The following is a 22,127-nucleotide window of genomic DNA, read 5'->3' on the forward strand; positions in this document are numbered from 1 at the left end:
GGATTAATACTATCCCAGCATCCCATTTAGAAAGCACCACGTTACTTCTCTTGCATCTAGCACCTCCCACGGTCTTAGGTATTCACTCTTTTTTTGCTCCGATAATTTTGGCTTCCACTAAAATTTGATTTGCTGATTCATTTCTTGCCAGCGTTCTGTATTTATTTTCCTATAACCGGGAATCATACGATCACCAATGTAAGGAGTGAAATTCCCATGACTAAAGAACGAATGGATTGGACAAGTACAAGCATTCCTTTTGCTCGAAATAAACCTTTAAAATTCATGATCTTCATCTTCATTCTATTTTTTGGTCTTATGGCCATATCACCCACTGAGCGATCTCAATGGCTAGCTGATAGCTTACCGCTAATCTTGGTTATCCTTATCCTTATTTTTACTTATAAATGGTTTCGTTTTTCAAATCTGTCCTATCTTCTGATGCTTGTTTTCTTTTGTCTTCATACTTATGCGGCACATTATACATATGAAGGCACACCATTTGACCATTGGCTAAAAACATTATTTCATACAAGAAGAAGCTATTACGATCGAGTCGTTCATTTCTTCTTTGGATTGTTCTTTGCTTTTCCATTCTATGAGATTTTAAAATCCAAAGTTAAGTTACACGGAATTTGGTCAATAGCTCTTCCAGTTGCCGTTGTGCTCAGTTTTAGCGCACTATTCGAGATCTTAGAAATGTCTGCGGCCTTAGTAGCCGGATCTGGTGGCGAAGCCAAATTTGTTGGAATGCAAGGTGATATCTTTGATACGCAAAAAGATATGGCATTAGGATTACTTGGTGGAGTCGTATCGATGGGTATTCTGGTATGGATAATTTGGAAAGGTGATAATGCTGCTTCAGTTTCAGACTAATCTATATTTCGCCCAAATTCAAGGCAATTGCGTTAATCTATGCATTATCCACTAATGGATATAATATCTCAGGAGGAGATATCAAAGACTTAAAAAAATACTGGATGCTCTCATTGATCAAGCAAAGATGGAGATTGAAGAATGTGATACATTGCTTACTGATAACGGAATTGCTTTCTACACCCCAATTCTTAGATACAAACTAACAAGGAATACAAAGTCGTATACAAGGGAGAAAACTGGGGTCCCTCTTTTGGTCCACGATGGCTAGGATTAAACGTCCCTTGGGGGAATTATGGCATTCACGGCACGAACAAACCGTTTTCTATCGGGCAGCATTTGAGTCACGGTTGTATACGTATGCGCAACAATGATGTCATTGAATTATTCGAAATGATTCCACTCGGGGCTAAAGTAACGATATATGGACACATATTGGGGGATCCGAATCATGAACCGAGGGATTTGGCGGAAGGTGACGTCGGAGAAGATGTACAACTAATTCAGTCTCGTTTAAAGAGCTCCGGATACTTTAATGGAATATGTAATGGAAAATTTCGCTCGAATACAACCACAGCTGTAAAACATTTTCAACGTGATCATCATTTGGCGCAGAACGGTGTTGTATCAAATAAGGTATATGAGGAATTGGGATTGTTGGAATAAAAGAAACGTGAGAGCCCAATGACGCAAAACATTTTCCGCCACGCCTTTAATGACAATTAATTTTTTGTATAAATTTAAGCTTTACTACAAAACATATCATTGTATTAAAATCAAAACAGAGCGAGGTAATCAAATGAAAAATATTTTATTAATTGGCTTTATCAGCTGTTTAATGATGTTCAACTCAATTTCTGTATCAGCGGAAAGTAACGCTAATACACCGGGACAAGAGCTTCGTTACGATGTCAATCGCGTCACTAATGACACTAATCGTGCATTAAATACAGATGACTATCAAAATTATCGAACCAATAATTACAATACATCTTTGAACGCTAACAACTATAGAACAAATGCAACATCAGATAATCGTGGTTCAAATTGGGGTTGGCTTGGTCTTTTAGGTTTACTTGGATTAGCGGGTGCTAGAAATCGTGCTCGAGATCGTGATCGTGCTTAAATGTTGAATTAGATTACTTAAATACCCTCAGTTTCACTGGGGGTATTTGTTTGCGATAATTGTGCTTGTATTCAAACAGCTATACAAGGACATCAAATGGCACTACAACAACTACAACAACTACAACAAATCTCCAATATCTTTGTACCCTAAACGAATCGAAGAAGTATTCAGCGGACAAATTAGCTGAAACAATGGTAATTTGGAAGTTGTACAGCCTCCCTAAGGCGCGCGGGTGTATTCATTTGATAGGTATTGACAGAGTCTGCGCGGTTTCTTCCCGATAAGTAGTTAACAAAAAAATCAGTGTTTTCATAAGAGGATGACCCTTTTTTTCCCATACGAATACCTCCTGACTTTTACAAACCGTTAATCAGATCAGCTTCTTCCAATATTCACGGCTTCGGGCATCCATCTGCTCTGGATCGGACAGCTCGAAGCGGCGGCCTTCATTGTCCGTTACCATCCAGCGGCTTTCCGTTACGGGTTGGATATTTTCATGAAGGTTATCCATGACCAATGCTGCCGGGCCATAATTCGTATCGACCTGCAAATACCACTTGCTGCCTCTTTTTCTAACAGTCAGGATTTGTTTAATGACAGGAATCATATAATTTCGGTCAAGCTCTTCTCGTACCGCCTGAAAGCTATCTTCCGTGAGAAGCTTCACATCCTGTATCATTGCAATTTCACGCCCTTCCGCCGAGCGAACCGAGATGAACCTGTCGGGCATTGTATACGGAAAACTGCGAATAAGTGTTACGCGGGCAAACCCCTTACCTTCCTGCTCCAAATGCAAAATACCTTCAGAAGATCGGAACAAACGGATTTGACTTAGCTCCGAGCGGCTTAAAAAGAATAACGGGTTCATCTTATCCGACCTCCGATGGTATTTTCGCTGTTTGTTTTTGCGATTCGACCAAACGATAATAATGCGTTTGTTTCGCGTAAAGCTCTTCATGCGTCCCCATTTCAACAATGCGGCCTTGGTCGAGGACTACAAGCCTGTCTGCATGACGTAAAGTGGATAAGCGATGGGCAATCGCGATAGTGGTTCTTCCCCGGATTAAGCGGCTTAACGCTTCTTGAATGAGCCGCTCCGTCTCCGTATCAACAGATGCTGTCGCTTCATCTAAGATCAAAATCTCCGGATCAAGCAGCAGCGCTCTCGCAATTGCGATACGCTGTTTCTCCCCGCCCGATAAACGGTGTCCGCGTTCCCCGACGCGCGTATCGTAGCCTTCCGGCAGACGACAAATAAAATCGTGGGCATTCGCGGCGTGGGCAGCTGCGATAATGGTCTCCGGCGGACTATCCGGACGGCCGTAGGCTATGTTCTCGGCAATCGTACCATCGAACAAAAACGTTTCCTGAAGCACGACGCCAATATGCTTCCGGAGACTCTCCTGCCGGATATCTCTCAAGTCGTGCCCGTCAAGCGCAACGCTTCCAGCATTCGGGTCATAAAATCGGCAAATCATGTTTATGAGAGTCGTTTTCCCTGCACCGGAGCGGCCAACCAGCCCGATCATTTCACCGGGACGTATAGTGAGGTTAATATCTTTTAGCACCGGTCGTTCCACTTCATACCCGTAACGTACACCATGAAAGCGGATCTCGCCAGACACGGAAGAAAGCTCTACCGCGTCCCGCTTATCAGGGACATCAACCTTCGCATCGATGATTTCGAGAATCCGTTCGGCCGAGCCAAGCGAGCGGTTAAGCCAGCTTAATAGCTGTCCGGAGGCTTGAACAGGCCCGAAGAACATGAGCAAATAGGTCGTAAAGGCGGTCAATGTTCCAATAGACATGGTGCCGGACATGACCGATCGTCCTCCCAAATACCAAACAGCGATGCCGAACACAGCCGTCAGTACCGTAAAAATCGGAGATACGCCAAGCCAAAGATTACCGAAGGAAATCGTGCGATTGATCCAATGATTATTCACCTTGTCAAAACGGTTTTTCTCGGCATTTTCCTGCGCAAAGGCTTTAATGACTCGAATGCCTTGTAGCGCTTCGCCAATCACATTGTTGACATGCAAAGCAGATTGCCATTGCGAATACCAAAGTGAGCTCAGCCTCTTCCACAGCCAATAGAATCCGGCAAACAAGAATGGGGTCGGGATCAGAATCATCGCTGCCAGCTGCCAATTCAGATGGAATAGCATAAACAGGATGCCTACGGCGAGCAGCATCTGCGTGACTAGATACACCATGCCGTTTGTCAAAAATTCTTTTAATTCATCGGTATCATCCTGGATACGGCCGATAAATTGAGAGACCTGGCGGTGATCGAAGAAGCGCATCGAAAGCTTCATTAAAGCGCCGAACATATCCCGGCGGATCGCCCCTACCAGTTTCCCGCCTATTCGAACGCCAAGGTAGCTTCGGATGACTTGCATCGCAGCAGATAACACCTGTACAAGGGCCAAACCGCTTGCCAAGGCAAAAAGCATATTCAAGCTTCCAGACGGTTTGGCCACTTCATCCACAATCATTTTGATCAAATAGGGTGGGATCACTTCAATAAATACGGATAAAACAAGCAGCAGCGCACTTACCAGCATGGGGCTTCGGTACGGGGTACAATAAGCCGCCAACCTGCGCAGCAAGGACCATTTGCTGCTGCAATTTAAACACTTGCTTGTTCCGGGAGAGGCGGTTTTGTCGCATTTTGAGCATCTATACGTTTCCGTACTTTCTTCTAGAGCTGGGAGGGTAAGACCTCCAGTTTCGTCCCCTTCCGCCAACCAGTTCCTTATCGCGGGAATAGCCTGTCGGAAAGGCTCGATGTACGGAAGTGAGAATCTCGCAGCTTCTATCTCGCCATCACCAGTTATAATAAAAAACGATGCTCCGCCGAAAGCCTCGCGAACGGATACATCGATCATGTTATTCTTATGGAAGGTCATGATGGTTTTCCCTTGCCCGTCCACCATTTCCATGGTCAAAGTCTTGAAAATAACCTCGTAATGCCGAAATCGTCGTAGGGTGAGATCCACATCCGCCCTTATACGGAGCCATGGATTCTCCGTATCCTGTTGTTTGACTGCGACGCCGTTAACAGGTTTACCAGCTTCCCGCTTCGCATTCTCCGTTTTCAATTTAAAATACTCCTTTGTCAATGTCACTTTCCGGCAGTTACATACGCTCGTTTCTTTCTGCGCACCATCGAATCACTTTGTGCCATTTAGGTACACGCAAAGCCAGTACAGCAAGCAGCCTGGATCTCCAATGATTCGAAGCTTGAAAACGGTTGTTACGGCGAACGCCGGACCATCGTCCCAGAATGCTTGTGAACGGTACGGGATCATCCGGCTCATAGCATGTATCTCCCTTGAAGATAAATAATTCCTTTGAGCCGTCCTGCTTTACGGCGTACAGCCTGTGTCCGATCAACGCACCTTGGTCCGTAACAAATAAACATATATCGCCAAGTTTCAATTTTTCCCGTTGCACGGACAAGAAAGTGCTTACGTTTCCTTCCTTGATCAAGGGATACATGCTGATACCCGCAGAGGGCAGCTCGATCTTTCCGGTTCGCTGGATTACTGCTGACATAACTGGCGTCAAATCATGCATTTATTAGCAGTCCGGCCTCAATCAGCATCTCAACAAACGCCTGAACGTCATCGAGGACAACTTCCATCTCAACGCCATATTCGGTATGTACTTTTTCTGCCAGCTCCGCGACAGTTGGAAATTCGGGAAGAATCGACCAAATATAACCTCCAAGCTCGTTCACTTTCGTGATGGCGTGGGTGTCGATGTTCAGCAGCAGCCACTCGCCATCCAGCTCAGCCGTCTCGATATTTTCCCGTCTCAGCAGTGTTTGGTCTGCCAGTATCGTCATGATATCACTCCCCAAAAGGTATCGTTTTTCTGAAAATATAGCTCATAAGCCGGTACGCCTTCTACCGCCTGCTTGCAAAGCGCAATCATCTTTGCCGTTTCCAGCTTGTTATGCTCCCAATAAAAAACCTTATCAAGAAGTGAAATCAGCGCGTCGCCTTTGCGGATACCTACCCGCCTTACATCCTGCGATTGGATCAGAAAATGAATGCCTGCCAAAGGACTGCTTGGAAGCTCGCATGCTTCTTCCATTTCACTCCGAAATGGGGAATCGTGGATTGTAATCGAACCATCCGGCTCAAACAATAGGAGCGTAGCCTCATCGGAAAGAATAGGACGGGGAACGGAAAGATCAGCTACCGTCGACTTGCCTGCTCCTGATGGCCCGGCGAACATCCAAGCGCGGTCATCCTCCACCACGCATGACGAATGGATGAGCAGCCCTGCGCGCCGATGGATCAGCCAGGCGCTGTAGAGATTGATTAAGGCGTGCTTGAGTGCAAGGTCATCGTGAACATAAATTTTTGCCTGGCTGTAATCAGGTGTTGTCACCAGCTTATAGTCCGCACGGATATAGACATATTCGCTGCCGTTCTCTTGAATCTCGACAGGACCGTCGTCGAAAGGTTTCCCGTAAAAGTCATAGACCTCCACGTGAATGTTAGGCGCTTCAAGATTTCTGCTTGCTTCAAAGGAACGAAAACGCGCGGTCAATTCATCATATAAAAAGGTAGTTTGAATTTGAAAATCGATCGAACTCCTGCCGACCTGTGTATGCAATGTGTACATCATTATGCACCGCCCGTTCTTCAGAAGTTATTCCTGAGAATAAAAAGGGAGCAAACTCGATCGTTAGCTCCGCTTCTCAGATAAAATCTATCATTGCTTTCTAGTTAACCTCCGATAAAATGCCTGCAAAACATAGGTTTAAAATTACGTTTTTGGCACCATTCGTAGCCACCGACTTTATCGCTTGGTCTTGCTGTTCCAAATTCGACAGTATGCTGCGTAAGTACTTTAGGAGCTTCATATTTTTTCATTTCGTTCACCTCCTTTCAAGGAATTTATGTCATATTATAGTTATAGTCAATGATATTTATGAAATTTAGTAAAATAATACTACGATAAAATGTATTAATACCTGCTTTTTGTATATCTAAAACGAGAATATTTGATTTAATTCTTCTTTTGTTTGGCACGAATGGTTCGAATCCAAAATTGTAGTCTTCTCTTATAGATTTTGGCATAGATTTTGCTCATCGGCGCATTCGAATCCGGGACATCTGATCTATTGGCATACTTTAATAGGTCTAAGGCATAATCTCTTGGCGGCAGCAGTAAATAACGCAGATGCGCCCACTGTTGTTTAACCGAATCGTAGGCGACGAAGGCAGAAAACAGATGGAAGCCATAAAATCGCCAGTTTCTGATCCCGAATTGGGCATTTCGCATCAGTTCGATATTCCAAAGCGGCCAGCGTCTCCGTACGTTTAGCGGCTTGGTTTCATGCAGCTCGGGAAACAAGTCATAGACAATTGTCAGCGCAATTAGTACTTTGGCATAGTTCCCATCGCTCTTTGCCTGTGCAAAGAGCTGGCCGTAGTCTATTTCTGCGCTGCAGCATCTCAGGACGTGCAAAATATCGATAACGTACTTCAGTGATAACATATTATGGTTATAGCCATGAAGGCATAGGTAGTAAAAGGTGTCCTTGGCCGAAAGCTCCTTCACCAACTGATAGGGAGAAATCGGTTCTGCATCCATCCAAAAGCTGCTCATATCCGTATCCGAGACATGTTCGCGCAAAATATTCCAATGCAGCTCCACCCCGAGCAGCGGGAAATCCTCATTCGCATAAAATTTATTCAACAGCGTATGGAAATGATCCGCATCGTCTTCTATATACCGGATAAACTCATGGCGCTCCAATAGGGCAACCGCCTTATCCAAATCTTCTGGACGTACAAGCAGATCGATATCGGATGTTCCCCTGCCCGAAAAATGTCCAAAAAAACGTTCAGACAGCCGAATGCCTTTCAGCACGATCACTTGAATTCCTGAACGCTCAAACGCATCAAGAAGCTTGTACATCTCGGAGCGGATCAGCATGTTTTGAAACAAAACAGCATCCACGCCCGATTTAAGCCTGCTTCGGTGCTCGGAAGGCACGGCTTCCAATAAGCCGCTGCTCTTCAATAAATAATAAACTTGGGGAGCGACTTGGAAAATATCGATATCGTCAATTGCTGCTTTAGCCGTCTCCTCGGAATCAAATAACGGATGTTGGTTTTGGTAGATCCGGCTTATAAGCGTTACCGCTTTCGAGTGTTTCATGAGCCGCTCCTTTCACTTTCGTTAATAAACTAGTTTCGGATTTATAATGTCGTTTGTGGGGGTATGCGTACGAAGCCAATTGAGAAAATTTTCTAATCTTCGAAGATAAATCGGTTATCCGGTGCTAAGATAAAGCGCCTGTCTTCAGCGTGCAGTAATAGCATTTCACCACCTATAAAACGAAAAGACCCACCAAAAAAAGGCAATTAGCCTTTCTAGACAGTCTTCTAATTCCGATCACCTGTTTAAAGGGAAGAAATATTATTTTAGTCATGAAACAATATCTTTTTCATCCGTAGTCTTAGAAGGCAAAATTTCAATTCAGGTAATTAAATAGCAAACACTTCCCCTCATACGTTCCTCAATATTCAGTGATGTTTCTATAGAGAAAGCCCACTCCCACTAATAGGTAACTGCATATGATGGGTTTGAGCCTAATTTTAAGGAGTGAATCTTTTGAATAGAATAAGTAATAGATTAGCATGGCAATATCATTTGAAACTGGCTTCAACTTACAAAATGCTTGCTGATAAATATGAATATATGGACCATCCATTGCATCTCTACTATGGCGGCGAATACCGCAAACACTTAAACGAAGTTGAAAAACATTTTCTTGCGTTAAATCAGACACAAAATCCTTCTGAAGATATGATGTTTATTGGTATTGAAGAATTATCAAAAACTTTAAATGGAGAATATTCTGCCATTTACTGCTATGAACAACTAGCAAATCAAGCTCCAACCGCTGATATTAAAAATAAAATACTCGAAATAAGAAATGATGAAATTAGACATTTTAACATGTTTTCGCAAATATACACATGGTTAACTGGAAAACAACCAATTCCAGAAAGAACAGAAGAATGCAAAACAGATTTTCAAAAAGGAGTATCCGTAGCATTTAATGCTGAGCAAGAAACTGTTGATTTTTATCATGAGATAGCAAGAAAAACTGATAATCCTGTTATTAAAGATTTGTTTACACAAGCTGCAGCAGATGAACAAAATCATGCAGTTTGGTTTTTGTATTTTATGAATCACCACTAATTAATTTAGCAGAAGCCGTTTCCTATTTCGGCTTTTCTTTTTACATGGTTTGGTATCTAACATACAATCCCATATTCCACTTGCTACTTGTCAAGTTTCTCCGTAATTACGCTGATACTTGAATCAAAGTAGTAACTCCTTACCTCTTAAGGCAATAAATTAACTTTTGATCTACGCAGGGAGAGAATGACTATGAACAACAATAAAAGCGAATTAAATGGAACATCTGATACAACAGATATTCAGGTTGCTAAACTTGCATTTATTGGAGCATCCATCACTACAATAGGAGATAGTATAACAGCAATCGCTGCTGGTCTTGCCCTAGAAGCATTAGTGAAATCCAGTAACAAGAGTTCTCAAAGCCAAAATAAACATTTAAAACAGTTAGAAACATCGCAAAAACAGTTAGACCATTTATTAACTGAATTAAAACAATTCAAAAAAACATTAAGTAATGCTTTTTAATTTCATTTTTCACACTTCTTATAATTAAAATAGTTCAATTTGTTTCTCATGGAATGACTGTTGCAGCAAAAAGAAGCCAATTCTTAATGATCTCATTGAATATTTTTTTGTTTAATAGCACCTAAAAAAGTAAACAATTTGAGATTCTTTATACAAAAACCAGCTAATGGTATGTCAAGCTAACCTTTTTGAGTGGTTTAAAATTTGTTATACTAAAAAATAGATACAACAAATAAACCTCCATATACATGGAAGTTTATAATCAAGCCCTGCATATGCCACTAATTGTTTAGCGTATCTAAATTGAGAGGCATCACCAATTTCTGCAATAATTGAAGCAGCTATCTTCATCCCTACACCAGGTATAGTCTCCAATAACTGTACTTCCTCAATCATTTCAGACAACTCCAATATGGTTTTCTCAAGTTTGGTTAGTTGCAATTGAAATTCAGGAACAACAACGAGCAGGCTGCGCAGAGCTGTTTCTAATCCGAAAGGGACATGTGTAACTGGATTCTGGATCAAAGCTGTCTTTAAGTGATCCACTTTACGTTTCATCAAAGCTTCTGAACGAGAGGCCCTTGTTGCCTCCTTTACAGCTTGAATCCATCCTTCTTCATCCCTACTTTGGATACCTTTTTGCGACAAATACATGTCGAGCAGGTTAAGAGAGGTTTTAGAAAACAAATCTTTAAACAATCCCTCGTATCCTGGAAATACTTGATCCAACAACGACCGCGTAGTGCAAGTCTCCTAAGTGCCAAGCATCTGAAGCATCTGTTTTGACCTTACGCAGACTTGTTCTTCGCGCTCTTTGAGCCTGCAAAGGATTAACAAGTATTTATGTCATACCCTTCGCTTTGTATTCGCTGAGCAAGAGTACGATGGTAGTGTGCGGTTGGTTCTAAAATGACAACTGGCTTCATCTTAGTCATCTTATCTAATTCGATTAAAACTTGAAGTAGTCGTTCTATACCATTCGGTGTATGCCAGATCACTTGGTCTCAACCATAGGGCACATTAGGTTTAATGAATGCTTGTATGACTGATTTTCCTTTTGCTACATCAATGCCAACAACAGGTCTCATTTATTTTCTCCAATTATTTCTTCACCGGCAACCCCACAATGGTTCCAACTCCACAGCTTAGCTTGTGATACGAGGTCAAATGCCTCAACCAGCTCAAACATTGTAGTAGGGAGTAGTGGGAGAACTGTTTTTAGTACAGAGTTATTCCCCAGGGGCTGTCACGTTCTCCCGACTACTTCCATCATAAAACGACCATAAAAAAAGGTTAATTGCGCCAAAAGATTGAATGGATCGAATAATTTTTTATGACTCTGTCGGTAATCACTCCAAGCAAATAAACATTCATCTACATCATCGTTTTGTGCAATTGTTTAGACAATGAACGCAGCGATGAGCTTATAAAATATAAAATAATTACTTATGAGAATTTGCAGCTCTTAAGAATTCCTCGATTTCCAATTTATTTGGAATACTAGCTAGAGCACCCTTTCTTGTAACCTTAATTGCCGCAGCAGCAGAAGCAACTCGCAGAGTCTCTTCCGAAATGTCCTTCGAACCAGTCGTTGCAGCTAATACTCCTATGAAGGTATCCCCAGCTGCTGTCGTATCAACGGCTCGTACGTCGAAGGCTGGGACATGCGTAACCGTATCATTACTATCCGTAAACAATGAGCCTTTATTTCCTAATGTCAGTACGACTTTACCAACTCCTTTATCTCTTAATTTTGCAGATGCTTGAATGGCTTGAATATTATTAGATACGGCAATTCCAGTTAAGGATTCGGCTTCAGATTCATTCAGAATTAACACATCAATGAAATGAAATATATCCAGCGGTATTTGTACTGCCGGGGCGGGATTAAAATAAACACTGACTCCCCGTTTATGGGACTCTTCCATCACATATCTCGTAGTTTCCCAATTAATTTCGTTTTGAAGCATCACAATATCGGCAGAATCAAACAACTCTAGAGAATCTTTTATATCATTTACCGTTAACAACCCATTAGCTCCCTCAGTAAGAATAATATGATTTTCTCCTGATGCATCTACTGTAATTGAAGCTAACCCCGAGTTCCCATCTTTATTAAACACAAAATCGGACTGGACTCCAATCCCACGGATTGCAGACAATAACTGCGAAGCGAATGGGTCATTTCCAACAGCTCCAATGAATATAACCTGAGCGCCAGCTAGTGCTGCTGCTGCTGCCTGATTTGCTCCTTTTCCTCCAGGATTATAATCCGTTTTCAAGCTCTTAATCGTTTCACCAGGAAGAGGATGTTTCAACACATGATTTACTACATCCATATTAATACTGCCTATTACAAGTATGTTTGCCACAAGGACACACCTCAAATCATTTTAGGATTCTTTCAGCAGCTACAACCTATTCATATCCGTGTTTTCGTACACATAAAGCTCACTTGGTTGAATCCGATGTTGGCCGGTATGCAGCAGCTCTGGCAAACGCCCCATCCGTTCAGTCAAACGGGAAAGCTTTTGCTCATGAAAATAAGATAACCCCGTATGAATCCGATCCTCAAAAGGCTCAAGCCATCTTGTTTCTAAGCTATTAGAACCAAAATAAACGCCTAGCAAAGACCCAGCTGTTGCCCCAAAGCTGTCCGTATCGTTGCCTTGCATCACCTGCTTGCATATCCCATCGCCGACATTTTCTGCGAATCGAAACGTATTAATTAAGGTCCCTATTTCCTGATAAACCTGACAGTGGGAATAATTCGCATACTTATGGTTAATACGCTCATAGGCTTCCAGCCAGTTATCTGCATTTGCAACCATCTGCTGGCAATCCTGAGCAGCCTCATAGAATCGGCTCCTTCTAGGTACGAATTGCAGTGCAGTACTAATAATTTCAATCGGATCGCGAAGCACATGTGCGACAGCAATCGCAGCAGCAATGAACATGGTAGCGTAGATACCGGTACGGCGGTGTGTAAAGCTTGCATCCCGCCATGCCAGCTCGGCAGCAAGAGCTGGTTGACCGGGGCAGGCATAGCCGTAAGCATCTGCACGAATCGCTGCTCCGCATAGTTCCGTGTCCTGTACCAAGAAGTCAGGCCAAGCTTCTATTTCAGCATGATTGAATATTTCCCTATCATGCTCCAAATAGCTAAACCCAGATCGTAGTAAGATGGCTCTCTCTGGACCCCAAGTTGTACTTATCGGAAGATGATTTATCCATAAATCTCTTATATTTCTTTTTGTAAAGCCTTCGCCGAATTGCTCTAGCACCATCATTCCCATTATTGTGTAATTGATATCGTCATCAGGTGCTACATAACGAATTTTTCCCCGAGCTGTCTCATACCAAGACCAATGACGACGACCCAACGCATCTAGCATCTCATCAGAAATATAATCGTTCAGCGGCCATTCCCCTACCGATGCAAGCGCTTGATGCAATTCCGAAAGGCTGGGGTTTACCTCAATAGGCTTGCCCAGCATCGAGCCGCATACGGAAGCTAGAAATCCCGCCTCTACTCGCTTAGCACTGTCCTTAAAATTCAGGATTCCGACCTGACCGAGAGGCCTTGTCGGATCACATTCCTGCCATATCTCCTCTAAATCGTTTGGCTCATAGTAAGTCCAATTCTCCCTCATTGGAATGGCAGCCAAACTATGGGCGAAGTCCAGATAGGCGTCATAGCTTTCGGGAAGCTGTACCAGCTTGGCTAAATAACCCGAGGTTTGATAACCTTGCTCAAATTTATTGCGTAGAATTCCTTCCAATTGACGTTTAAGAAATGTGAGTGATGGCAACATAATTTGTATCTCCTTTGTCCGATTATTGATCTGCATGACATATATTCTCAAATGCGAAGTGCCCTAAGTATGAAAACGATAGTAGATGGAAAAGCAGCTTACAAGACTATTGGTTATTCCTTTACAGATCCTAACGTAATCCCACTAATAAAAAATCTTTGCAAAAACGGATAAATAATTAAAACAGGAATCATCGCAATAAAGATTTTGGCTGCGTTTAAGGTCTGATTAGAAAGTTCACTCATCTTTTGAATTTGTTCTGCAGTCATCGTTTGCGCATCAATGATGACGACCAATTGTTGGATGTAGGTTTGCAGCGGATAATGATCGGCATTGGACATGAGAACAAGACCGTTAAAAAATTCGTTCCAATGATAGACAATACTGAATAAAGTAACTGTCGCAAGCACCGGAACAGCCAGAGGAGTGAAAATTTTAATAAGCATTTGCCACGGCCCTGCTCCATCCACTAATGCCGCCTCTTCTATCTCCTTAGGCAGATTGCGAAAATAGTTGATGACGAGAATAACATTAAATACCGGAACGCTTTGCCCTAGCACAAGCGCCCAAATATTATTGATCAAGCCGAGTGATTTAATCGTTTGATACCAAGGAATCAAGCCGCCGTTAAACAGCATAGTGAAAACCAAAATCCACATGAATACATTACGAAGAGGCAAATCTTTGGCATTTTTGGATAAGGGATAACCTAAGAGAAGGATAATGACAAAATTAAGACTTGCTCCTAACGCAACACGCTGTATTGAAATCCAAAACGAATTGAAAAACTTGCTGTCCCCCATAATTTCTTGATAGGCACCGAAATTAAACCCCACCGGCCATAATCCAACCTGACCTGCGGAAGCCGCTGCATTCTCACTTAACGAGATTACAAGCGTGTACCATAAGGGAAGTACACACAACAGTGCAATACCACCCAGAAGCACGACAAGCAAAACATCAAATGCCTTGGAGCCAAATGTTTTTTCTATAACCATAGTAATGCTCCTTTATATTAAACATGTCGTCGTGAATTTCGGTTCGTACGTTTAAAAAATACGATAATTTGCAAACTTAGCAGCCAAGAAATAGGAAGTCGCAATTAAAGTAAAGCTGATAACAGATTTTAACAGCCCCATTGCCGTTGCTAATCCATACTGCAAATTCAACAAACCAGTTCGATATACCCAGGTGTCAATGATATCCCCGCTAGAATAAACAAGAGGATTATAAAGGTTAAAGATTTGGTCGAATCCCGCATTTAAGACATTTCCAAGACTTAGCACAGTGAGCAAAATAACCGTTGTAATCATGCCAGGCAGTGTGATATTTCTCAAACGCTGCAAGCGCGAGGCACCATCGATCGCAGCTGCTTCATATAAAGAGGGATTGATTCCCGTCAATGCCGCCAAAAAAATAATCGTATTAAAGCCAAACTCTTTCCAGACATCGCTTCCAACAATGATAAAGGGGAACAAATCCGCTCTGGCAAAAAATAAAGTAGGACTTATGCCGAATACAGACATAATAGCGTTAATCGGTCCATTAAAAGAAAAAATATCCAGAAGAATACCGGAAAGAATAACCCAAGATAGAAAATGGGGCAAATAAACAATCGTCTGAATCCATCTTTTCAAGATGGTTACGCGCAATTCATTCAACAACAAAGCAAAGGTCAGCGGTACGATCAAATTCGCTACAATTTTCATCACAGCAATGAAAATGGTATTAAAAAATATCGTTTTACTATCATTAAGCGTAAACATATACTTGAAATTTTCCAAACCAATCCACTCAGAATGAAAAATACCTAAGCCAGGATTAAAATCCTGAAAAGCGATAACAATCCCAAACATAGGAACAATACTGAAAAGAGCCAACCAAATAAATCCGGGTAGGAGCATGACATAGTAATGCTTGGCATAACCCTTGGTTTTCATATTGTGAATCACTTCCATTCTCACTTGATCAAGGTGAAACGGCTGTTGCCATCAGTTGGCGGCGCAGTGCGTTTCATTCCGAGAAATATAAGACTTCTTAATCCTTTATAAGCTAACAAATTTATAAATTCTTATATTTTTAAAGAAAGGCGACAGATTTCACTGACGCCTCTAGGGATTTTACTGTTTTGCAATTTCGTCTACTTCTGCTAGAATCTGATCTCCGCCTTGCTTCTTCCAATCGAGTACAAACTGATCAAATGAATCTAATGGCGCAGCACCCATAATAATTTTGAGGAATGTTTCTTTTTCCAATTTATCTAATGCAGCCCATTTTCTTTCCATCGTTTTTGTCTGTGAATAGGTAACGCTATAAGTTTTCTTATACGGCTGCTGCAATGGCGATATGCCTACAAATGTTGAATACATTCGTTTCCATACGCCTATATCAGCATTCGGATTCCAATACTGAATATCATAATTGTCGTAGGGTTCTAATTTAACTTTTTTGATATTTTCAGCATCAGCCTTTAATAAATTATATCCGGGAAGATCTAGCTCTTCCGGTTGTTTCGTACCCGCTAAAACCTCTTTTAACATATTATAGGTAACATCCATTACATCCATCGAAGCATAAACCAAACGCAATGGATAATTGCTAATCGCAACATTCACATCGAATTTTGATTCGTCGCGATACAAAAGATTTTGCATTTTAATTGCTGCTTCTGGATGCTCATAGCCCTTGCGGACAACAAGATATTGATTCGACGGGTTACCCATATGTGGAGTGAATTCACCCTTACTATCAAGAGGTACAGCATAAGCCTGCCAGTTTGCTTCTGGGTTGTTCTTGATCGCATCCGCTAACGGGCCGTACCCGCCTGACCACCATACACCAAAATAAATACCTGCGGTTCCATTCTTGATCAATTCCTGAGCATTCTTACGAATACTCATTTCCTTGTCAATTAAACCCTTTGCATAAAAATCACGCAGTTTAGAAAGCGCTTGCTTTGTTTCTGGCTGAATAGAACCATAAGTTGTTTTCCCCTCAGAATCCTTCACCCAAAATCCAGGATAGGAATGAAAAGAAGCGAACACGGGATCAAACCCATAATTGTTATTATTCGGATTCATAAAATCCGCATTGATAGTTCCTCCCAATTGCGGGCCCGAGATAGCGACCGTATCTGCCTTTCCATTACCGTCGGGATCCTGTTCCACAAAAGCCTTAGCCACATTTTCCAGATCATCTATCGTTTTTGGCGGCTCTAGACCTAGCTTATCTAACCAATCCTTGCGGATCCACATGTAATGGACCATATCTGATTCCGGTGTTACATTTGGCAAGGCATACATTTTCCCATCTACTGTAACTGATTTGAGTGCGAGCCCATTCGTTGTTTCAACGATGCCTTTAATGGTAGGCGAAGCATATTTATTATAAACATCAGTTAAATCCTCAAGCTGGCCGCTCTTTACCATTTGCCTAAACTGCGTCTCTTTCACAACCATCGCATCAGGCAAGTCGTTACTGGCAATGGATAAATTGATCTTCTGTTCGTAATCTTTGCCTCCAGCAGCCTGCCAAACAATTTTCGTATCTATGTTCAATTGTTCTTTAATATAACGGGTATACTGGTTGTTCTCAGGAGATTCCCCGTCTGGCAAGCTTTTATCCGACGCATCAATTTCTTTTCCAATTCTAATTGTGATTGGCTCCTCGGATTTTCCAAAAGGATCTGCTTCTTCTTGTATCTCTTCCGTTTGTGCTCCTTCCGTTGAAGGCTTTGATGGTTCTTTGGAAGTACCTGAATTACTGCATGCCGGTAATACAACTAACATAGCTGCAAGTAACATTTGAATGCATTTTTTAGACTTGCTCATGCGTGTTCCTTCTTTCACTTTTGAATTTGTCCACACCTAAAAGGTAACACACAAAAGCTTCTCGTTTAGATAGACATAAGTACCACGTTTAGAGAGGTAAATGACCGAAGATTAGCAAGGTTTTGCGGCTCTTTTCGTAGCTATTTAGCATTTCCCCCCCTATTTCTCGGTCATATCTCTACCTATATCATGCGTTTTATCATACGCTTGTCGGTATTTACTCGGAAGCATATCCGTTTGCTCTCGAAAGGTGCGGCTAAAATATTTTTCATCCATATAACCAACGTTTTCTGCAATCCAAAGAATGGTCTTGTTGGTATAGAGCAGAAGCTCCTTTGCTTTCTCGATGCGAACCTGTCGTAAATAGTCACTAAAATTCATACCAACAATTTCTTTAAAGCATTGGCTAAAATAGCTTCGACTCATGTTGACCCTTTTAGCAATGTTAGCTGCAGTAATCTGATGATTCATCTCTTCATGAGCGATATGAACAGCTTTAATAATGCATTCCACAACCTCTTGGGAAAATGTGGGTTTAACAATGGCGCTGCGGGTCATATTACGAATGGTTATAAACCATGTATCCACTTGATCCCATGAATCAAAAGAATCTGGCAGCTGAATTTTTAATATGCCCACAGGAGAGAATATAAGATTCCATTTATCGATTAACGAATACAGCAGCCCAAGCAGCATCGCCTGAGGCAGCCGCATCATCTTCAAAGTATAGAGTTGATGATTAAATAGACTGTCTTGATAAATCCATTCATAAGACGACCATTGCTCCTTCGCATGATTCATGCTTTCTTCAGACCTTACTTGCTTGTGATTGTCCCCCTCTTGCAGCAAAATAGACTGAACGCTAGAATGCGGATCATAGTCGTAAAAGAAATCCTTCTCTCTATATTCTCTTAGCCGACGATGTACATCTTTATGACATTTACCATAAAGACCATTAAGCTTGATTAGATTCCAACCCGGTTTAGTACAGATGACCTGTGAAAACCGTTCCAGCCATAATTCGTTGGATTGCTCTAGCGGTTGCATCCAGAACCAAAGATTAATATCCACCTCAACTATGGATTGGTCTGTCTTATCGCTCCATTCTTTTACCCAATACTCTCCAACAGCCTTGTTATTAGAAAGCAATGCGTAGCCTCGATCCATTGAAAAAAGCTCATTTGCATTTGGATCTCTTTTTTGTTCCTGCATAATTCGGTTGTAGATTCTTTCAAGTACTTCCTCAAAGCGCTCTTTTTCAAGCTGAACTTTAGCAATGTAATCAATCGCGCCTAATCTAAGCGCCTCTTGGATGTACTCAAAATCCTGATGAAGCGTCAAGACTACAGTATAGATATGAGAGAACTCTTTACGGACCTTTTTTATTAATTCAATCCCCGACATCACAGGCATAGCTAAATCAGTAAGCAGTAAATCAACACGATTGGATTCCAAAAATTCCAATGCTTTTTTGCCGTTACTTGCTTCACCGACAACCTCCATATCGAAATTCTCCCAAGGCATTGCCGAAATAAGTCCCTTTCGAACTAATTTATCATCATCAACAATCATCACTTTAATCATGATTTGGTTCAACCTCCAAGAGGGGCAAGCTTAAGAAAATGCTTGTCCCTTTCCCTAGCACACTATTAATTTTCAACTCTGCCCGCTCGCCATATTGAGATTCAATCATGCGCTTCACATAGTTCATCCCTATGCCCATGCCAACCTTATTGTTTTCAACTTCTGAGCTGTTTAACAACTTTTCAATGGTTTCTTCTGACATCCCTGACCCGTTGTCATGAATGGAAATATTGATCATTTGTGTTAATTTCACATCAACTCGAATGAAGCCCTCATCACTTAAGCCATGATAAAGGGAGTTTTCTACGAGTGGTTGCAGGATGAACCGAGGAATCGGCATTTTCAATACCTCTTCATCCATATGAATCTGCACATCAAATTGAAAATCATAACGAATTTGCTGCAAAATAAGGTATTGCTTCAACGCCTCTAGCTCCTCTTGAATCGTTGAGGATTGTCCAAGCTTCCCCAAATTATAATGCAGCAGTTTATTTAATGACGATACAAGACGATCAATCTCGTTCTGCCCGTTCATGACAGCCAGCCAGTGCACCGTATCCAACGTATTCATCAAAAAATGAGGATTGATTTGATATAGCAGCTTCTCGACCTCAAGATCCGCTCTGCGCCTCTCCTTCTGTTCAACCTCCGCAAACAAATCCCAAATTTGAACTTTCATTTGCCGAAATTGATCCAGGAGGAAGTCAAACTCTGGTATTCTAGTTCTTGCTATACCTGTCTGAATTCCATTTTGAGCCATCAGCTTAATTTCTTTATTGAAACCGCTCAATGGTCGATACACCATTTTCCACAATAGCCATGCCATGAATAGACTCATCACCAAAAAAACAATCGAAAATAGCAGGATTTGAACGAACCATCGATTCATCTCCTTGTTATAATCGGCTTTAGGGATCACGGAAACAATGCTCCATCCTTGACTGCTTACTTTCCTAAACCATTTATACCCATTATGTGTACCGAAAGGCTTTCCCTCTTCAATGCCAGGGAACGTTGTATCTATTGCAAAGGCATCCGGTAATTCGCTATAGGCAATTCTACCATCATTATCAAGAAATATATGGGAGTTATTCCCACCGGTTTGATCATTGCTAAGGATGCTTTGCGTCAAATGTAATCCTGTTTCTATGTAAACATAAACATCATTTCGATTAGGCAGATCGACTTTTCTTAAAGCAGACAGCACATATTGATTTTCGAATCGGTTATTGCTCATATGCGGTCCATAATAGGAAATTCCAGAATACTTGGCAAGCAATGGCGATTTTTCCGGGAAAAAGTTATCCTTGACTCCCAAATTTTCAAGATCATAGGAATGATCGTCTTGGAAATAATACAAGGTTAATCCGATACTCGGATTCGTAAAAGTAATGAGGCTTAATTCTTCCTTCAGATTGCTTATCATTTTGTAGCGCTCGAATGGTTTGCGATCCGCACTTGTTAAAAATTCATCTAATTTCTTGCCTACACTGCCTTCAAAAGCAAGCTGTTGGGATACATGATTTAAATTACTGATCGTATTCTCTAACGAAAGCTCTACTTGATTTAAGTTGCTTTGAATGCCACTTTGAATTTTATTGGTAAGAATGGAGTAGATCGTATAGTAAGAAATCAGGCCTATACTAATAAACGGAATCAATGAGCTAAGCAGGAAGATAATAATAATCCTCTTCTTCAAGGTCAAGTAATCATAAAGAAATGCTTTGAACGTTCTCCTCATGCTGATAAACATCGAACTGCACACTCCCAAGAAAATAATAAATGCTTAATCAATCAAATTTAAATTTCCCCTTCACTATACTCAATCATACCATGACTGATTTCTTGTTATCTGAAATAGAAACTCCAGCAAGGCTAAATTGAAATAGGCAAAGCCTTATTTCTACAGCTTTGCCGTCTTTATTTAAACTAGGTGTTTTGCTCTTCGAAAGCCATTTGGCTAATACTATCTATTAAGGTCGGGCGGAGGTTCCGTCTGGCAGACGAGCCAGCGTCCATGCGGGAACCACGTTCTCACACTGGAATTTAGCAGCCATTTTCTCATCTATATCAATACCTAGGCCTGGTTTCTCGTTCGGGTACACATATCCATCTCTAGATTCAGGTATTCCTGAGAATACTTCGTGAATCTCGTCTTTAAAACCATTCCATTCCTGAATACCGAAATTGATGCTGCTGACATCCAAATGTACGTTTGCCGCATGTCCAACCGGGGAAACATCGCCAGGACCATGCCACGCCGTGCGAATGCCATAAGCCTCACAAAGCGAGATCATCTTTTGGGCTGGTGTGATCCCGCCGATTTGGCTTACGTGGATACGAATATAGTCAATCAAACGTCCTGAGATCAATGGCATCCATTCGTTCGGATTGTTAAACAGCTCGCCCATCGCGATAGGTGTCGTTGTGTGCTGTCGGATCAGTTTAAACCATTCGATTTGCTCCGGAGGCAGTGCATCCTCCAAATAGAACAACTCGAATTTCTCTAGCTGCTTAGCAAAGCCTACCGCATCGATTGGGGTCAGTCGTTCATGGATATCATGGATTAGCTCCACATCCCAACCTATTGTGCTTCGTAAATGCTCGAACATTTCAATAATACCTCTCCTATATACCTTAGGATCATAGTAAGCACCATCCAACGCATGATCCGGCTTCACGATCTTGTGATCACGTCCACCGTACAAACCCATTTGACATCGAACATAACGGTAGCCTTCCTCTAGGCAGGCGCGCACATTTTTTTCTACTTCTTCTTTACTGCTGCCATCGGCATGCTTATAAATTGCTGCACCTTCACGACACTTTCCGCCTAGCAGTTGATATACTGGCAGTCCAGCTATTTTCCCTTTAATATCCCACAAGGCCATATCGACCCCGGACAAAGCATTATTAAATTCCGGTCCATTTCTCCAATACCCGCTGACCATTGCTGTCTGCCAAATATCTTCGATACGGTGCACATCCTTACCGATTAAGAATGGCTTTAAGTGGTCTTCGATTGCCGAAGCTACGGTCAAATAACGCTGTGTAAATGTAGCACAGCCCAAGCCGTACAAGCCAGGCTCTGAAGTTTCAATTTTAACAACAACCAGATTAATTCCCTCTGGTGCAGTCAGTATTGCTTTAACATCACGAATTGTTATCATCTATTTTCTCCTTTATCCA

General features: G+C 41.7%; 21 protein-coding genes and 1 pseudogene. 6 read left to right on the plus strand and 16 right to left on the minus strand.

The window, feature by feature from the left end:
• Positions 1-216 precede the first annotated feature (216 nt).
• The 4 genes and pseudogenes from MHH56_RS24110 (at position 217) to MHH56_RS24125 (ending at position 2,192) form a co-directional block, all read left to right on the plus strand.
• On the plus strand, positions 217-876 hold the full coding sequence (locus tag MHH56_RS24110; protein WP_339204195.1) for a DUF2238 domain-containing protein: 660 nt from the start codon (positions 217-219) through the stop codon (positions 874-876).
• A 210-nt stretch (positions 877-1,086) separates the two neighbouring features.
• Positions 1,087-1,542: pseudogene (locus tag MHH56_RS24115) on the plus strand (peptidoglycan-binding protein); the annotation flags it as partial.
• A 133-nt stretch (positions 1,543-1,675) separates the two neighbouring features.
• A complete protein-coding gene (locus MHH56_RS24120; RefSeq protein ID WP_339204196.1) occupies positions 1,676-2,002 on the plus strand; it encodes a WGxxGxxG family protein in 327 nt (108 codons plus the stop codon).
• 46 nt (positions 2,003-2,048) lie between these two features.
• On the plus strand, positions 2,049-2,192 hold the full coding sequence (locus tag MHH56_RS24125; RefSeq protein WP_339204197.1) for a hypothetical protein: 144 nt from the start codon (positions 2,049-2,051) through the stop codon (positions 2,190-2,192).
• 183 nt (positions 2,193-2,375) lie between these two features.
• Here the strand turns inward: MHH56_RS24125 and MHH56_RS24130 are convergent, their stop codons facing one another.
• The 7 genes from MHH56_RS24130 to MHH56_RS24160 form a co-directional block, all read right to left on the minus strand.
• Positions 2,376-2,873, minus strand: a complete 498-nt coding sequence (locus MHH56_RS24130) for a DUF1854 domain-containing protein (RefSeq protein WP_339204198.1) — start codon at positions 2,871-2,873, stop codon at positions 2,376-2,378.
• A gap of 1 nt (position 2,874) precedes the next feature.
• Positions 2,875-5,109, minus strand: coding sequence for an ABC transporter ATP-binding protein (locus MHH56_RS24135; protein ID WP_339204199.1), 2,235 nt, complete (start codon positions 5,107-5,109; stop codon positions 2,875-2,877).
• Between the two features lie 37 nt (positions 5,110-5,146).
• Positions 5,147-5,566: a hypothetical protein gene (locus tag MHH56_RS24140; protein WP_339204200.1), complete on the minus strand. Its 420-nt coding sequence runs from the start codon at positions 5,564-5,566 to the stop codon at positions 5,147-5,149.
• 13 nt (positions 5,567-5,579) lie between these two features.
• Positions 5,580-5,858, minus strand: coding sequence for a PqqD family protein (locus MHH56_RS24145; RefSeq protein ID WP_339204201.1), 279 nt, complete (start codon positions 5,856-5,858; stop codon positions 5,580-5,582).
• On the minus strand, positions 5,855-6,649 hold the full coding sequence (locus MHH56_RS24150) for a hypothetical protein (protein ID WP_339204202.1): 795 nt from the start codon (positions 6,647-6,649) through the stop codon (positions 5,855-5,857). Before MHH56_RS24150 ends, MHH56_RS24145 begins: the two co-directional genes overlap by 4 nt.
• Positions 6,650-6,750: 101 nt before the next feature.
• Positions 6,751-6,897 (minus strand): hypothetical protein, encoded by a 147-nt coding sequence (locus tag MHH56_RS24155; RefSeq protein ID WP_179089784.1) that lies wholly within the window; start codon positions 6,895-6,897, stop codon positions 6,751-6,753.
• Positions 6,898-7,033: 136 nt separating this feature from the next.
• Positions 7,034-8,191 carry a nucleotidyltransferase family protein gene (locus MHH56_RS24160; protein WP_339204203.1) on the minus strand — a complete coding sequence of 386 codons (1,158 nt, stop codon included), beginning with the start codon at positions 8,189-8,191 and terminating at the stop codon, positions 7,034-7,036.
• A gap of 456 nt (positions 8,192-8,647) precedes the next feature.
• Here MHH56_RS24160 and MHH56_RS24165 point away from each other — a divergent pair, with 456 nt between their 5' ends.
• On the plus strand, positions 8,648-9,241 hold the full coding sequence (locus tag MHH56_RS24165) for a ferritin-like domain-containing protein (protein ID WP_339204204.1): 594 nt from the start codon (positions 8,648-8,650) through the stop codon (positions 9,239-9,241).
• A gap of 192 nt (positions 9,242-9,433) precedes the next feature.
• Entirely contained in the window at positions 9,434-9,709 is a 276-nt protein-coding gene (locus MHH56_RS24170; protein ID WP_339204206.1) for a translation initiation factor 2, read from the plus strand.
• Between the two features lie 207 nt (positions 9,710-9,916).
• Here the strand turns inward: MHH56_RS24170 and MHH56_RS24175 are convergent, their stop codons facing one another.
• From MHH56_RS24175 to MHH56_RS24215, 9 genes are all read right to left on the minus strand, one after another.
• A complete protein-coding gene (locus MHH56_RS24175) occupies positions 9,917-10,441 on the minus strand; it encodes a transposase (RefSeq protein ID WP_339204207.1) in 525 nt (174 codons plus the stop codon).
• 710 nt (positions 10,442-11,151) lie between these two features.
• Positions 11,152-12,081: a ribokinase gene (locus MHH56_RS24180; protein WP_339204208.1), complete on the minus strand. Its 930-nt coding sequence runs from the start codon at positions 12,079-12,081 to the stop codon at positions 11,152-11,154.
• 39 nt (positions 12,082-12,120) lie between these two features.
• Positions 12,121-13,524: an ADP-ribosylglycohydrolase family protein gene (locus MHH56_RS24185; protein ID WP_339204209.1), complete on the minus strand. Its 1,404-nt coding sequence runs from the start codon at positions 13,522-13,524 to the stop codon at positions 12,121-12,123.
• 113 nt (positions 13,525-13,637) lie between these two features.
• Positions 13,638-14,522: a carbohydrate ABC transporter permease gene (locus MHH56_RS24190; RefSeq protein ID WP_339204210.1), complete on the minus strand. Its 885-nt coding sequence runs from the start codon at positions 14,520-14,522 to the stop codon at positions 13,638-13,640.
• A 51-nt stretch (positions 14,523-14,573) separates the two neighbouring features.
• Entirely contained in the window at positions 14,574-15,464 is an 891-nt protein-coding gene (locus MHH56_RS24195; RefSeq protein ID WP_339204211.1) for an ABC transporter permease subunit, read from the minus strand.
• A gap of 180 nt (positions 15,465-15,644) precedes the next feature.
• Positions 15,645-17,354, minus strand: a complete 1,710-nt coding sequence (locus MHH56_RS24200; protein ID WP_339204212.1) for an extracellular solute-binding protein — start codon at positions 17,352-17,354, stop codon at positions 15,645-15,647.
• A 159-nt stretch (positions 17,355-17,513) separates the two neighbouring features.
• A complete protein-coding gene (locus MHH56_RS24205) occupies positions 17,514-18,938 on the minus strand; it encodes a response regulator (RefSeq protein ID WP_339204213.1) in 1,425 nt (474 codons plus the stop codon).
• On the minus strand, positions 18,931-20,691 hold the full coding sequence (locus tag MHH56_RS24210) for a histidine kinase (RefSeq protein ID WP_339204214.1): 1,761 nt from the start codon (positions 20,689-20,691) through the stop codon (positions 18,931-18,933). The genes MHH56_RS24205 and MHH56_RS24210 overlap by 8 nt, the downstream gene beginning before the upstream one ends.
• A gap of 220 nt (positions 20,692-20,911) precedes the next feature.
• On the minus strand, positions 20,912-22,108 hold the full coding sequence (locus MHH56_RS24215; RefSeq protein WP_339204215.1) for an enolase C-terminal domain-like protein: 1,197 nt from the start codon (positions 22,106-22,108) through the stop codon (positions 20,912-20,914).
• Positions 22,109-22,127 lie beyond the last annotated feature (19 nt).

It is taken from the genome of Paenibacillus sp. FSL K6-3182, assembly GCF_037976325.1.
Lineage (GTDB): Bacteria > Bacillota > Bacilli > Paenibacillales > Paenibacillaceae > Pristimantibacillus.

Coding starts and splice junctions, on each gene's coding strand:
- MHH56_RS24210 (WP_339204214.1), bottom strand. CDS start 20,691: ATGTTTATCAGCATGAGGAGAACGTTCAAAGCATTTCTTTATGATTAC.
- MHH56_RS24205 (WP_339204213.1), bottom strand. CDS start 18,938: ATGATTAAAGTGATGATTGTTGATGATGATAAATTAGTTCGAAAGGGA.
- MHH56_RS24160 (WP_339204203.1), bottom strand. CDS start 8,191: ATGAAACACTCGAAAGCGGTAACGCTTATAAGCCGGATCTACCAAAAC.
- MHH56_RS24200 (WP_339204212.1), bottom strand. CDS start 17,354: ATGAGCAAGTCTAAAAAATGCATTCAAATGTTACTTGCAGCTATGTTA.
- MHH56_RS24185 (WP_339204209.1), bottom strand. CDS start 13,524: ATGTTGCCATCACTCACATTTCTTAAACGTCAATTGGAAGGAATTCTA.
- MHH56_RS24170 (WP_339204206.1), top strand. CDS start 9,434: ATGAACAACAATAAAAGCGAATTAAATGGAACATCTGATACAACAGAT.
- MHH56_RS24150 (WP_339204202.1), bottom strand. CDS start 6,649: ATGATGTACACATTGCATACACAGGTCGGCAGGAGTTCGATCGATTTT.
- MHH56_RS24155 (WP_179089784.1), bottom strand. CDS start 6,897: ATGAAAAAATATGAAGCTCCTAAAGTACTTACGCAGCATACTGTCGAA.
- MHH56_RS24145 (WP_339204201.1), bottom strand. CDS start 5,858: ATGACGATACTGGCAGACCAAACACTGCTGAGACGGGAAAATATCGAG.
- MHH56_RS24195 (WP_339204211.1), bottom strand. CDS start 15,464: ATGAAAACCAAGGGTTATGCCAAGCATTACTATGTCATGCTCCTACCC.
- MHH56_RS24140 (WP_339204200.1), bottom strand. CDS start 5,566: ATGTCAGCAGTAATCCAGCGAACCGGAAAGATCGAGCTGCCCTCTGCG.
- MHH56_RS24130 (WP_339204198.1), bottom strand. CDS start 2,873: ATGAACCCGTTATTCTTTTTAAGCCGCTCGGAGCTAAGTCAAATCCGT.
- MHH56_RS24190 (WP_339204210.1), bottom strand. CDS start 14,522: ATGGTTATAGAAAAAACATTTGGCTCCAAGGCATTTGATGTTTTGCTT.
- MHH56_RS24120 (WP_339204196.1), top strand. CDS start 1,676: ATGAAAAATATTTTATTAATTGGCTTTATCAGCTGTTTAATGATGTTC.
- MHH56_RS24110 (WP_339204195.1), top strand. CDS start 217: ATGACTAAAGAACGAATGGATTGGACAAGTACAAGCATTCCTTTTGCT.
- MHH56_RS24215 (WP_339204215.1), bottom strand. CDS start 22,108: ATGATAACAATTCGTGATGTTAAAGCAATACTGACTGCACCAGAGGGA.